The 12,830-nt window shown below is 65.5% G+C and carries 12 protein-coding genes; 9 read left to right on the plus strand and 3 right to left on the minus strand.

All coding sequences use genetic code 11. The annotated features are described in order from the left end of the window. Positions 1 to 117 precede the first annotated feature (117 nt). The 7 genes from DF200_RS01910 (at position 118) to DF200_RS01940 (ending at position 7,140) form a co-directional block, all read left to right on the plus strand. On the plus strand, positions 118 to 957 hold the full coding sequence (locus tag DF200_RS01910; RefSeq protein WP_109136614.1) for a ParA family protein: 840 nt from the start codon (positions 118 to 120) through the stop codon (positions 955 to 957). A 13-nt stretch (positions 958 to 970) separates the two neighbouring features. Beyond that, on the plus strand, positions 971 to 1,828 hold the full coding sequence (locus tag DF200_RS01915; RefSeq protein ID WP_109136742.1) for a segregation and condensation protein A: 858 nt from the start codon (positions 971 to 973) through the stop codon (positions 1,826 to 1,828). Between the two features lie 23 nt (positions 1,829 to 1,851). Beyond that, positions 1,852 to 2,457 carry an SMC-Scp complex subunit ScpB gene (scpB, locus tag DF200_RS01920; protein WP_241520085.1) on the plus strand — a complete coding sequence of 202 codons (606 nt, stop codon included), beginning with the start codon at positions 1,852 to 1,854 and terminating at the stop codon, positions 2,455 to 2,457. A 153-nt stretch (positions 2,458 to 2,610) separates the two neighbouring features. Then, on the plus strand, positions 2,611 to 4,533 hold the full coding sequence (gene typA, locus DF200_RS01925; protein WP_109136616.1) for a translational GTPase TypA: 1,923 nt from the start codon (positions 2,611 to 2,613) through the stop codon (positions 4,531 to 4,533). A 67-nt stretch (positions 4,534 to 4,600) separates the two neighbouring features. After that, positions 4,601 to 5,089 carry an alcohol dehydrogenase gene (locus tag DF200_RS01930; protein WP_146191984.1) on the plus strand — a complete coding sequence of 163 codons (489 nt, stop codon included), beginning with the start codon at positions 4,601 to 4,603 and terminating at the stop codon, positions 5,087 to 5,089. A 9-nt stretch (positions 5,090 to 5,098) separates the two neighbouring features. After that, positions 5,099 to 6,052, plus strand: a complete 954-nt coding sequence (locus tag DF200_RS01935; protein ID WP_109136618.1) for a prephenate dehydratase — start codon at positions 5,099 to 5,101, stop codon at positions 6,050 to 6,052. A 2-nt stretch (positions 6,053 to 6,054) separates the two neighbouring features. Next, entirely contained in the window at positions 6,055 to 7,140 is a 1,086-nt protein-coding gene (locus DF200_RS01940; RefSeq protein WP_109136743.1) for a prephenate dehydrogenase, read from the plus strand. Between the two features lie 3 nt (positions 7,141 to 7,143). Here the strand turns inward: DF200_RS01940 and DF200_RS01945 are convergent, their stop codons facing one another. The 3 genes from DF200_RS01945 to DF200_RS01955 all read right to left on the minus strand — a co-directional run bounded on the left by DF200_RS01945 (position 7,144) and on the right by DF200_RS01955 (position 9,832). Continuing rightward, positions 7,144 to 7,770 (minus strand): TetR/AcrR family transcriptional regulator, encoded by a 627-nt coding sequence (locus DF200_RS01945; RefSeq protein ID WP_109136619.1) that lies wholly within the window; start codon positions 7,768 to 7,770, stop codon positions 7,144 to 7,146. Positions 7,771 to 7,907: 137 nt separating this feature from the next. After that, complete coding sequence (locus DF200_RS01950) at positions 7,908 to 8,168, minus strand: DUF6725 family protein (protein ID WP_109136620.1); 261 nt, start codon at positions 8,166 to 8,168, stop codon at positions 7,908 to 7,910. A gap of 233 nt (positions 8,169 to 8,401) precedes the next feature. After that, positions 8,402 to 9,832: a DASS family sodium-coupled anion symporter gene (locus DF200_RS01955; RefSeq protein ID WP_109136744.1), complete on the minus strand. Its 1,431-nt coding sequence runs from the start codon at positions 9,830 to 9,832 to the stop codon at positions 8,402 to 8,404. 280 nt (positions 9,833 to 10,112) lie between these two features. Here DF200_RS01955 and DF200_RS01960 point away from each other — a divergent pair, with 280 nt between their 5' ends. Both DF200_RS01960 and DF200_RS01965 read left to right on the plus strand, forming a co-directional pair. Beyond that, positions 10,113 to 11,762, plus strand: a complete 1,650-nt coding sequence (locus DF200_RS01960; RefSeq protein WP_277724792.1) for an NAD-dependent malic enzyme — start codon at positions 10,113 to 10,115, stop codon at positions 11,760 to 11,762. Positions 11,763 to 11,830: 68 nt separating this feature from the next. Next, positions 11,831 to 12,787 carry a LysR family transcriptional regulator gene (locus DF200_RS01965; RefSeq protein WP_109136621.1) on the plus strand — a complete coding sequence of 319 codons (957 nt, stop codon included), beginning with the start codon at positions 11,831 to 11,833 and terminating at the stop codon, positions 12,785 to 12,787. Positions 12,788 to 12,830 lie beyond the last annotated feature (43 nt).

Genomic DNA, 12,830 nt, shown 5'->3' on the forward strand with positions numbered 1-12,830 from the left:
AGGACCGGTACCGTTCGCGCTCATTTCCGATGAGGCACCACTAACCATTACGCGCTCAAAAAACATGAGTCACGTCGACACCCGGCTCCGATGCACGGCTGTTGTTAGCATGGTTCCATGCCTACTGATCTGTTGGGGCGCGAATACGAGATCTTTCCCGCGCCGGAAGCTTTGGAACATCATGGACCTGCGACCATCATCGCCATGTGCAACCAAAAGGGTGGCGTAGGCAAGACCACATCCTCCATCAACATCGCCGGCGCGCTCACTAACTTCGGACGCAAGGTGCTCATCGTGGACTTCGACCCGCAGGGGGCGTCGTCCGTCGGGCTCGGCATCAACGCGAACTCCGTGGACAACACCATCTACACCGCCATGTTCAACACGTCCATGGACCCGCATGACGTCATCCACCACACCCGGTTCCCCCTTCTCGACATCATCCCCGCCAACATCGACCTGTCCGCCGCCGAGGTGCAGCTCGTCACCGAGGTCGGCCGCGAACAGGTGCTCGCCCAGGTGCTGCGTCCGCTGCGCGACGAATACGACGTCATCATCATCGACTGCCAGCCGTCCCTCGGCCTGCTCACCGTCAACGCCCTCACCGCGGCCGACGGGGTCATCATCCCCGTCGCCGCCGAGTTCTTCGCGCTGCGTGGCGTGGCTCTGCTCATGCAGTCCATCGAGAAGGTCAAAAGCCGCATCAACCCGCAGCTGCGCATCGACGGCGTGCTCGTGACCATGTATACCCGCACCCTGCACTCCGAGGAGGTGCTCGCCCGCATCTACGAGGCGTTCCAGGACAAGGTGTTCCACACGGTCATCACCCGTTCCATCAAACTGCCCGACGCCACCATCGCCGCCGCGCCGATCACCATGTACGCCCCGCAGCACAAGACCGCCAAGGAATACCGCGAGGTGGCGCGCGAGCTCGTGGCCCGTGGCGTCGTCCGCTGACGACGGGCTCCGCATGACGCGACCCCACGACCGGGAAGGCGCCGGATTCACCGTCACGCTCGACGCCTACCAGGGTCCGTTCGACGTGCTCCTCGACATGCTCGCCAGCAGACGGATGGACCTCACGGAGGTGTCGCTCGCCGCCGTCACCGACGAATTCATGCGGTACATCGACAGGATGGACCTCGAACGGAATCTGGACGAGGCCAGCGCGTTCCTCGACGTTGCCGCCGTGCTCGTCGAGGCCAAGAGCGTCGCCATCCTGCCTGCGGACGAGGACGACGAACGCGACGGGCACGGCATGGAGGCGTTGCGCGAACGCGACCTGCTGTTCGCCAGACTCCTGCAGTACAAGGCGTTCAAACAGGCAGGCCTGGATTTTCGCGTCCGCATGACCGAGCACGGCGGCCGCATCGCCCATCCGGGATACTGCGGCGAAGACGTCGCCGCGATGCTGCCTCCCCTGGCATGGACGACCTCCCCGGAGGGCCTCGCCGCCCTGGCGGCGAAGGCGCTTGCCGACGCACCCGTCCGCGAGGTGTCGGTCGGGCAGCTCCATGTGCCGATCGTCGATCTTCGGCGGCAGGCCGCCATCGTGCGCGACCGGCTGAAGGCGCTGCCCGGGGGCAGTGCCACGACCTTCGCCGAACTCACGGAGGACACGACGTCGAACCTTGAGATAGCGGCACGGTTCCTCGCCGTCCTGGCGTTCTTCAAACAGGGCGTCGTCCAGGTTCGTCAGCGGCGCCCCTACGCCGAACTCCATCTGCGGTGGGCGCCCGACGCCGGCGCGTCGGACGATCCGTACGAAGGCCCGACGGGCGACGATCCGCAGGACGGCGGCGACACCGCCATGGCGCCGTCATCATGACCTACGACAAAGGATCCCATCCGATGAACCATACCGAAACGGACGTCGATGCGGGAAAGCGCCCGCTCGACGTCGAGGCATTCCCCGGCGGACTGCGCTCATGTCTGGAATCCATGCTCATCGTCTCCGACCGGCCCCGGTCCGCCGGCGAGCTGGCGAGGACGCTGGGAGTGTCCGAATCACGCGTGGACAAGGTCCTGCATGACCTGCGGGCCGAATACGACGGCGATGACGACACGCCGGCGCGGGGATTCGAGCTGCGCCACACCGTGCGGGGATGGCAGTTCGCCAGCAGGCGCGAACTCGAACCGGTGGTGCGCCGGTTCGTCACCGACGGGCAGACGTCCCGGCTCTCGCAGGCCGCATTGGAGACGCTCGCCATCGTCGCCTACCAGCAGCCGATCACACGCGCACGGGTGGCGGACATCCGGGGCGTCAACTCCGACGGCGTCATCCGCTCCCTGACCGTGCGCGGCCTGATCGTGGAACGGGGCGTCGATGAGGAGACCTATGCGGCCCTGCTCGTCACCGGAGACCTGTTCCTTGAGGCCATGGGACTGGACGGGCTCGACGAGCTGCCGTCCCTGGCGCCGTTCCTGCCCGACCCCGAGGACGGACTGGAACCCTAGCCCGGTCGGCCCCGGCAGCCCGGGGCCGACCCTGTCAAGCAATCCGGCTATCATTACGACGGTTTGTGTATTCAGGGATAACGACAGAACCAAGTCTTTTCGAAACAATCCGTTCGAGACGCAAATACGACAGTCAATTAAGAGAGGTTTTCGATGGCGGTACGCGGTGATATCCGTAATGTGGCGATTGTGGCTCACGTCGACCACGGCAAGACCACGCTGGTGAACGCAATGCTCCAGCAGTCCCACGTGTTCAACGAGCGTGAGGAAGTGCCGGACCGTGTCATGGATTCCAACGATCTGGAACGCGAGAAGGGCATCACCATCCTCGCGAAGAACACGGCCGTCGAATACACCGGTCCGCTGGCCGCCAAGTACGGCCACCCCGAAGGCATCACGCTCAACATCATCGACACCCCCGGACACGCCGACTTCGGCGGCGAGGTGGAGCGCGGCATCTCCATGGTCGACGGCGTCGTGCTGCTGGTCGACGCCTCCGAGGGGCCGCTGCCGCAGACCCGCTTCGTGCTGCGCAAGGCACTTGAGGCCAAGCTTCCGGTAATCCTGTGCGTGAACAAGGTGGACCGCCCCGACGCCCGCATCGAAGAGGTCGTGGGCGAGACCTCCGACCTGCTGCTCGGCCTCGCCGACGACGTTCAGCATGAGGGCGTCGACCTCGACCTCGACCAGCTGCTCGACATGCCGGTCATCTATTGCGCGGCCAAGGCCGGATACGCCTCCACCAACCAGCCCGCCGACGGCGGCCTGCCCGACAACGACAACCTCGAACCGCTGTTCGAGGCCATCATCTCCAACATCCCCGCCCCCGAATACGAGGAGGGCGCGCCGCTGCAGGCACACGTGGCCAACATCGACTCCTCCGACTTCCTCGGGCGCCTCGGTCTGGTCCGCATCTACAACGGCACCCTGAAGAAGGGCGCCACCTACGGCCTGTCCCGTGTGGACGGCTCCCTGGAGAACTTCCGCGTCTCCGAGCTGCTGCGCACCCAGGGCCTCGACCGCCAGCCGGTCGACGAGGCGGGCCCCGGCGACATCGTCGCCGTCGCCGGCGTGAACGACATCATGATCGGCGAGACCATCGTCGACCCCAACGACCCGAAGCCGCTGCCGCTCATCCACGTGGACGACCCGGCCATCTCCATGACCTTCGGCGTCAACGACTCCCCGCTGGCCGGCACCGAAGGCAAGGACCACAAGCTCACCGCCCGCATGATCAAGGACCGTCTCGACCGCGAGCTCATCGGCAACGTCTCCATCAAGGTGCTGCCCACCGAGCGTCCTGACGCCTGGGAGGTCCAGGGCCGCGGCGAACTCGCGCTGGCCGTGCTCGCCGAGCAGATGCGCCGCGAGGGCTACGAGCTGACCGTCGGCCGTCCGCAGGTGGTCACCAAGACCATCGACGGCAAGATCAACGAGCCGATGGAGAACACCACCATCGACGTGCCCGAGGAGTACATGGGCGCCGTCACCCAGCTCATGGCCGACCGCAAGGGCCGCATGGACAACATGACCAACCACGGCTCCGGCTGGGTGCGTCTGCAGTTCACCGTGCCGTCCCGCGGCCTCATCGGCTTCCGCACCGCGCTGCTGTCCGCCACGCGCGGCACCGGCATCGCATCCTCCATCTCCGCCGGCTACGCACCGTGGGCGGGCGAGATCACCATCCGCCAGAACGGCTCCATGGTCTCCGACCGTCAGGGCGTCGCCACCCCGTACGCCATGCAGCGTCTGCAGGCCCGCGGCAACTTCTTCGTCGAGCCGCAGTCCCCGGTGTACGAGGGTCAGGTCGTCGGCATCAACAACAAGCCCGACGAGCTCGACGTGAACATCACGCTGGCCAAGCACATGACCAACATGCGCTCCTCCACCGCCGACGTGCTCGAAACCCTCACCCCGCCGATCAAGATGAGCCTTGAGGAGTCCCTGGACTTCGCCAACGAGGACGAATGCGTCGAGGTCACCCCGGAGGCCATCCGCGTGCGCAAGATCATCCTCAGCCGCGACGAATGGTACAAGTGGCGCGCCAAGCAGCGTCGTCAGAACAACAACAAGTAGTTGTTCCGACGACCGTCGACGGCCTTGGCGGCGCCGACGGTCACCACATCGAGGCATACTGGAGCGTATGGCCCAGCGAACGATGAAACGAACTCCACGGCAACGATCCGCACAGCAGCTGCGACGGATGCCGTGGAGTTTTCGTTTGCCCGTCTGGGGACGGCTCCTCGCATGCGTCGCGACCGGCTTCGTCGTCGGCCTCGTCGGCTCGGCGACACACCGCATGGGTGTGCCGTGGAACATCCCCTACGGCCTCGTCCTGTCGCTGGCCCTCATGGGCGTCTCCGCATGGTCGGCCCGCACCCGCGCCGGAGGGCTCGGGGTGGGGTTCCACCTCATCGCATCGGGCTCGGCGGCCATGCTCGTCGCGTCCCACGCGTCGAACTCGCGCGCGCTCATCATCTTCGGCTACCTGTCCGACGCCTATTCGCCCATCATGCAGAAGGCGGGCATCATCTGGCTGCTCGGCATGGTCGCCGTGCAGGTCCTCATGCTGGTTCTGCCCTCCGCATGGTTCCATGTACCACCACGCCGGCATCATCCCGAGGAGCGATAAGGATAAGACATGACGGTTCCATTGCATTATCTGGGCCCCCAGGGGTCGTTCACCCATCAGGCCGCGTTGGAGGCGTCCCGGCTCATCGACGATGCGGGGGAGTGCGTCGCCGAACCGAACGTCACCGCCATCTTCGACGCCGTGGGCGAACGCCGCGGCTGGGGCGTCATCGCATGGGAGAACAACGTCGAAGGCTACGTCGTACCGAACCTCGACGCCCTCATCGACGCCGACGACGTCGCGGGATTCGCGCGAATCGGCGTCGACATCTCGTTCGACGCCCTCGTAAGACATGACCATACGGAACTGACCGCCATATGCGCCCATCCTCATGGACTGGCCCAATGCACCGGATTCATCGCCGACCGGAATCTCGCCGTGCGCCCGACGGCGTCGAACGCCGCGGCCTGCCGAGACATCACCGACACCCAGATAGCCCTGGCCCCATCCGTCTGCGCAGACATCTACGGACTCGACGTGATGGCACGATCCGTGCAGGACTTCAGCGGCGGACGCACCGAATTCCTCGTCCTCGCCCCCCGCGACGACGTGCGGGACCAGCTGGATCGAATCCGCAAGACCGACGACCGGGACTTCGAATCCATCGTCGCGTTCATCCTCCTCAACACCGGTCCCGGCGTGCTCGCCAACCTGCTCGACGTATTACGCTACGCCGGCCTCAACATGACCAGCTTCATCTCACGACCCATCAAGGGCAATGCCGGCACCTACAGCTTCATCGCCACCTTCGACGCCGCTCCATGGCAGCCGCAGTTCAAGGCCGCGCTCAGGCAGGTGCTCACCCACGGCGACTGGGTGAAGACCCTGGCCGTCTACCCCCGCCGGGAACGGCCCAACCCGCCCGTCAGCGCGTGGATGCTTCCACAGGGCGGCATCCACATCGACGACGCGACGACACGCAACGACGATCATGAATCCGATAGGGAACTGCTGTGGAAATGAACATGACGAACGTGGCAAACGACACGAACACCAGCGACGGGGGCGTCAACCACGTCAACGCCGGCGACAGGGGTCTTCCGGAGGCGAACGTCATCGCCGTCGCCGGACTCGGACTCATCGGAGGGTCCCTCGCCAGACGGCTCGTCGCGAGGGGACGCAAGGTGATCGCCTGGAACCATCGCCCCCACCCGTACGGGCAGGCCCGCGCCGCAGGCATCAACTGCGTGGAACGCATCGAGGACCTCGCCCTGGCGAAGCCCGACGTGCTGGTGCTGTGCACGCCGCTGAAGGCCATGCCGCAGGCGCTCGCCTCGATCGCGCCGGTACTGGACCCCCATACGACGCTCACCGACGTCGGCAGCGTCAAAGGCCAGGTCCGTGACGAAGTCGAGGCCGCCGGACTCGGCGCCTGCTACGTCGGCGCGCATCCCATGGCCGGCAGCGAGTTCTCCGGCTACGACGCCTCCAGCCCCGACCTGTACGACGATGCGCTCTGGGCCGTCACCGTCGACGCCGACACCGACTATGAGCGCTTCCTCACCGTCGCCGACATGATCTGCGAGGGCGTCGGCGACCGCATCATCGTCCTCGATGACGAAACCCACGATCAGGCGGCCGCCATGATCTCCCACATGCCGCACGTGGTCTCCACCGCGCTCGCGAACGAGCTGACCGACATGCCCGCACGCAACATCGCGCAGGCGCTCGCCGCGGGATGCTGGCGCGACATGACGCGCGTGGCGCTCACCGACCCGGACCGCACCCGTGCCATGGTGGAGGAGGATGCGGCCAATGTGGCGGAACTGCTGCGGCATATGAGCCGTCGTCTGTCCGACATGGCCGGGCTGTTGGAATCGGGCGGCGATGCGGCGGCGTCGGGAATCCGTGGGTTCTTCTCCACCGCGCAGCCATACCGTGATTTCAAGGCGCGTCAGCGATCCGGCGACGTCGTCCACGACGAGGTCCGGCTGTCGCTCGGCGAGGGCACGTGGCGCGAGGATCTGCTGGCTTCCGCGAAACGAGGCGAGCACGTCATCCGCTTCGATGGCCGTCGCACCGCCGTGGCGCAGGTGCGCACCGCACTGTAGCCCCTATCGGGAGTCCGCCCCTCCCCGCCGCCGCGCCTGACTTTGCACCTGCGCGACGGCGAGGGGTCGGACCGCCGCGATCCGTTTGGCCCGTTCGATGAGCATGGCCATGTCCTCGGGGGATTCGACGCATCCACGGCGCAGCCACATCCAGATGGCCGACGTCAGGGCCGAGGCCATCATCTCCTTGCCGTACATGACGGGTACGCCGTCCGTCTCCAGGCGTATTCCCGATTTCTCCGTCTCTATGATGAGCAGGTCGGCGAGAAGGTCCTTCACCTTGGTGTAGAGCTGCATGTCGGATCCGCTCTGTGATATCGCGTCGAAGAAATCGAAGTCCTGCCTGATGTAACGCAGTGCGCCGAGTATCGCCTCATGGGGGATGAACTCGCGGTCGGAGGGGCGGTGCGAACGCAGGACGATGTCGTTGAGGTCGGAGACGGCGTTGGCTATGAGCTGCTGCCGCAGATCGAACTTGTCGGTGTAGTGCGTGTAGAAGGTGCCGCGGTTGATATGCGCTTCGCGGGCCAGATCGCTGACCGTCGTGGCATCGAAGCCCTTGGCGCGCGTGAGCGTGATGAACGCCTGTTTGAGCGATGCCTCGGTCCGTGTGTTCCTGCGTTGTGCCATGCCGTCTCCTTATGCCGACAACGAACGATCATGGGATTGGCATCATTATGGCATAGCGACAACACGTTGTACAGATAAGGGGGAGGGATTCCGACGAATGGAAGATGGCAGGGAATGGAGGACCATGGCGAATGGTCTCAGAACGGGCGTTCGGGAACCGGTCTGAACAGGACGATGTCCGCTACACGGATATCCACCAGCTGCGCGGGACGACGGCCGTTGGCCGATTCGTCCCGCAGCAGATGCAGCGTCGCCCCGTCATGGCCGGTCACATGGCCGACGAAATCACGGTACCGTTCCCTCCCGTTCTCAGGGTCCGGACCAAGCGAGGTGCGGACTACTATGCGTGCGCCGACGGGGATGCGGGCGATGCCCGCGCTGCGCTGCTCGATGCTCATGACGCCGAGTCTATGCCATGACCGGGAGCATGGGCACGGGTTTCGGCCGGTGATGTGATTTGCGTCACATCAAACGTTTGCCTTGCGAGTGCGCCATGTACGTCACACACGACACCGGTAGCCTGAAAACGGTGGGAAGCTCTCCCGTGCCATGGCACGGAACATCAAGGGCCTCTTCGCAGGCGAACGGGGCTGCGAAGAGGCGGTCTGACGGTCGGGGGAATCGTCGTGGACTACCAGATGCCGATGATTTTCCACCATCCCATGCCGAGAGTGATCCATACGGCCACACAGACGATGCCGCACAGCAGCCCTATCTTCAGGAACTCGGGGGTCTTCACATATCCGGCGCCGTATATCAGGGCCGCGGGGCCGGAGGCGTAATGGGTCATCGCTCCGATCAGACCGGTGGTGCAGCCGAGCATGAGGGCGGCGGCAAGCGGCGGGGCTCCGGCGGCCACTGCCACGCCGAGGAACAGGGTATACAGGGCCACGGCCTGGGCGAGTTCGGCGGCGAACAGGTAGTGCATGAGGAAGTAGCAGACGGTGAGCAGCGCCAGCACGGCCATCCACGGCATGCCGGACGTGGCCCGCGCGATGATCTCCCCGGCCCATGCGGCCACGCCGAGGTCGTTGATCGGGGTGGCCATGCCGACCAGCACTCCGAAGAAGATGAGCGTGGACCAGGCGGAGGTGTTGGCCGCCATGTCCTTCCAGGTGATGATGCCGGAGACGAGCAGCACTGTCACGCCGAGGAACGCGACGGTGGTGGCATTGATGCCGGTCATCGATCCGGTGGCCCACAGCACCAGCATGATGACGAACGTGGCGGCCATGATCCATTCCTTCACGCTCAGGCGTCCCAGATTCCTGAGTTCGGCGCGGGCGTCGCTCTGTGCGGTCGGTACGTGCCTGATGGTCGGCGGATACACCTTGTATACCAGCGCCGGGATGATGAGCAGGCACAGTACGCCGGGGACGATGCCCGCGAGCGCCCATGTGCCCCAGCCTATGGTGACGTCGGAGTCGGCGGCGAGTTGGGCGACGACGGGGCCGGCGGCCATGGCGGTGGTGAACATGGCGGAGGTGACGGCGTTCACGTTGTTCGCCGTGATGGCCAGGTAGGCGCCGATGCGGCGTCGTGACTCGTCGGATTCGGGGGTGGATCGTTGCACATCGCTGATGGAGGTGATGATGGGGAAGAGGATGCCGCCGAGGCGTGCCGTGTTCGACGGGGTGGCGGGGGCGAGCAGCAGGTCGGCGGCGGACAGTCCGTAGGAGATGCCGAGTGTGGATTTGCCGAGCAGGCTGATGAACACGAGTGCGATGCGGCGGCCGAGTCCGGTCTTGACGAAGCCCTGGGCGATGAAGAACGCGGCGACGATGAGCCAGATCGATGCGCTGCCGAGCCCGGCGAACGCCTCGGTCTTCGGGTCCATGGCGCCGGTGAGCATGGCGACGGTCAGTCCGATGATGGCGATGGCGGACGTGGGCAGCGGCTGGAGGATGAGGCCGAGGATGGTGCCGAGGAAGATGGCGAGCATGTGCATGGCCCTGGGTTCGAGCCCTTCGGGCGGCGGTATGACGTAGATGGCGGCGGTGATGGCCACACAGACCGCGGCCTTGATGAGCTGGCTGGTTCGTTGCTTGGTTGCCTGCGTCATGATGCTCCTTTGCTTGACGTTGCTGGTGAACGGAACCGTGATGGCGACGTCGTCATCGTGCCGATTCATGCGATGCCCCGAGCGTAGGAAAAATGTGACGAGCCTCACAAATAAATCCCGCCAATATGGGGGCGGCTCGCCGACTTGTATGGTTGTGAACGTTGGGATTTCAGGCGTGTTGCTCATATAGGCATCGTTTATTTGTACGGCGCTTGCCATCTCCATAGGTTGGTAGACATCAGCCGGGCAGCGAAGCCCGGCCGCCGGCCATCGGCCGGCGATGACATCGAGACTAAGGACGGTAATCATGACCGGAATGGAAACGCTGAGGAATCCCTTCGTCAACAGGGGCGCCGCCTTCACCGCCGAAGAGCGCATCGCCGCCGACGTGGATGGTCTGCTGCCCGCCGCCGTGCGGACGCTTGACGCGCAGGAGAAGATGATGCATGCTCGTTTCTCCGCCATCGACGGCGATCTCGACAAGCGTCTGTATCTGATGGGTGTTGCCCGCGAGAACCGTGCGTTGTTCTATCACGGCATGGCCCGGCATCTGACCGAATACATGCCGATCGTGTACGCGCCGACCGTCGCCCAGTCGATTCGGCAGTACGACAAGTACTATCTGGGCAGTGACGTGGCCTACGTGTCCATCGAACACCCCGAACGCATCAAGGACGCGTTGCGCCAGTATGCGCAGGGTCGCGACATCGACCTCATCGTGGCCACGGACGGCGAGGGCATCCTCGGCATCGGCGACTGGGGCGCGCAGGGGGCGGAGATCCTCACCGGCAAGCTCGCCGTCTACACGGCGGCCGCCGGCATCGACCCCTCCCGCGTACTGCCGGTCATGATCGATGTGGGCACCGACCGCAAGGAACTGCTCGACAACCCCGACTACGTGGGCAACCGCTTCCCGCGAGTGCGCGGCGAACGCTACGACGCGTTCATCGACGCGTTCGTCCACGACAGCCTCGAACTCTATCCGGACGCCCTGCTGCATTGGGAGGATTTCGGCCGTCCCACCGCCGCGCCCATTCTCGAACGGTACCGTCGCGAGGTTCTCACCCTCAACGACGACATCCAGGGCACCGGCGTGACCGTGCTCGCCGCGCTTGTGGCGGCGCGCAGGATCGCCGGCACCGGCTACGAGGACACGCGCATCCTCGTGTTCGGTGCGGGCACCGCCGGCGTCGGCATCGCCGACCAGCTCGTCGACGACATGGTGGTGAACGGCGGCATGGACCGTGCCGAGTCAATGGCCCGGGTGGCGTTGGTGGACCGCTATGGCCTGGTGCTGAAGGGGCAGGACGGCTTGACCGAAGGCCAGCGCAAGTATGCGCATGACCCGGCCGAATTCGCAGGCGTGGCCGATATCACCGACCTCGCCCAGGTGGTGGATGCGTTCCGTCCATCCGTGCTCATCGGCACCTCCACCCGGCCAGGCGCGTTCGACGAGCGCGTTGTGACCGCCATGGCCAGCCATGTGGAGCGGCCGCTCATCTGCCCGATCTCCAATCCGACCGAACTCGCCGAAGCCAAGGCGGCCGACGTCATCCGCTGGACCGACGGCAGGGCGTTCGTCATCACGGGAACGCCCTCCGCGCCCGTGGAATACAACGGCGTCACCTACCATATCGGCCAAGGCAACAACGCGCTCATGTACCCGGGGCTGTGCTTCGGCGCCATTGTGGGCAAGGCCCGGCTCATCAGCGACCGCATGCTGCTCGCCGGCGCCCACGCCATCTCCGACATGATCGACGTGGACCAGCCGGGCGCCGCCGTGCTGCCGCCGGTCAGCCGGCTCACCGAAATCTCCCGCAGGGTCGCCATCGCCGTGGCCGAACAGGCCATAGCCGAGGGGCTCAGCCGCGAACCGGTCGACGACGTGCCGGCCGCCGTCGAAGCCGCCACCTGGCACCCTGAAGACTAGGCCGGATGCTCCTCGAACACCCCGCGTACAATGACAGACACCAATGTCGTTGAACGCGGGGAGGCAATGTGGCGTCGATAGAGAACATCCGCGACCTCGAACTGTTCCAGCTCGTCGCCGAACTCGGCAGCTTCACCGACGCCGCTGCCGCGGCCGGCGTCTCCCAGCCCACCGTGTCCCAGGCGGTCAAACGCCTTGAATCCCGGCTCGGCGCCACCTTGCTGCAACGTAGGCGCTTCGGCGCAGGCGGAGGGCTGAGCCTCACCGGCGAAGGGCTTATCGTCGTCCGCCACACCGCCGCCATACTCGGTGAACTCGATGCGCTCGCCGACGACCTCGACGCCGCCCACATGCACGATGTCTACACCGTGGGACTGCCGCCCATCATCTCCGCCTATCTGCTGGGCGACGCCTCCATCGACATGCTTGCCGACCGACTGCACGGCAGGATATCCGTGCAGTCGGTCGGCTCCACGCGTCTCATGGAGCAGATCGAACGTCATGACGTGGATTTCGGGGCCGTCGCCACCCTCGACGCCCTGCCGGACATCGGCGGTGTCCGATCGTTCAAACTCGCATCGTTCCCCTTCCGACTCACCTATTCGGCGGTCAACCCTCCGGAGATGCTCAGCGGGCGGAGCGGCTTCGACTTCGGTGACGAATCGTTGTTCCGCCACCTGCGGTTCGTCACGCTGGGAGGCGACTTCGTGCATTCCCAGGCGGTGGACGAATTCCTCAGGTCGCGCATCGACGTCACCCAGCTCATCGAAGTGGCCGACGTCAACACGATGAAAGCCATCATCGCCTCCGGTCTGGCCGTCGGTCTCATGGCATCCATCGCCGTGGAGAACGACGACCGTCTCGCCACGTTGCCCGTGCACGGCGTCGAACTGCCCACGTTCGACGTCTACGTGTTCAACGACGAGACGCGTGACGCCCCCGGGCAGACGGGCGGACGCGGCGAGGGGGCCCAGGCGTTCCTCGACGTCATCGGACGACGGCTCGCCTCCGATGCGCAGGATTGAACGGGCGCGGCGCATATCATGCGGAGCGGGCATGACGGGGCAT

The sequence above is a fragment of the Bifidobacterium catulorum genome, from assembly GCF_003129925.1.
Taxonomy (GTDB): Bacteria; Actinomycetota; Actinomycetes; order Actinomycetales; family Bifidobacteriaceae; genus Galliscardovia; species Galliscardovia catulorum.

What these genes read in the sequence shown, in the direction of transcription:
- DF200_RS01910 (WP_109136614.1), top strand. Translation starts at nt 118, where the DNA reads ATGCCTACTGATCTGTTGGGGCGCGAATACGAGATCTTTCCCGCGCCG.
- DF200_RS01915 (WP_109136742.1), top strand. Translation starts at nt 971, where the DNA reads ATGACGCGACCCCACGACCGGGAAGGCGCCGGATTCACCGTCACGCTC.
- scpB (WP_241520085.1), top strand. Translation starts at nt 1,852, where the DNA reads ATGAACCATACCGAAACGGACGTCGATGCGGGAAAGCGCCCGCTCGAC.
- typA (WP_109136616.1), top strand. Translation starts at nt 2,611, where the DNA reads ATGGCGGTACGCGGTGATATCCGTAATGTGGCGATTGTGGCTCACGTC.
- DF200_RS01930 (WP_146191984.1), top strand. Translation starts at nt 4,601, where the DNA reads ATGGCCCAGCGAACGATGAAACGAACTCCACGGCAACGATCCGCACAG.
- DF200_RS01935 (WP_109136618.1), top strand. Translation starts at nt 5,099, where the DNA reads ATGACGGTTCCATTGCATTATCTGGGCCCCCAGGGGTCGTTCACCCAT.
- DF200_RS01940 (WP_109136743.1), top strand. Translation starts at nt 6,055, where the DNA reads ATGACGAACGTGGCAAACGACACGAACACCAGCGACGGGGGCGTCAAC.
- DF200_RS01945 (WP_109136619.1), bottom strand. Translation starts at nt 7,770, where the DNA reads ATGGCACAACGCAGGAACACACGGACCGAGGCATCGCTCAAACAGGCG.
- DF200_RS01950 (WP_109136620.1), bottom strand. Translation starts at nt 8,168, where the DNA reads ATGAGCATCGAGCAGCGCAGCGCGGGCATCGCCCGCATCCCCGTCGGC.
- DF200_RS01955 (WP_109136744.1), bottom strand. Translation starts at nt 9,832, where the DNA reads ATGACGCAGGCAACCAAGCAACGAACCAGCCAGCTCATCAAGGCCGCG.
- DF200_RS01960 (WP_277724792.1), top strand. Translation starts at nt 10,113, where the DNA reads ATGACATCGAGACTAAGGACGGTAATCATGACCGGAATGGAAACGCTG.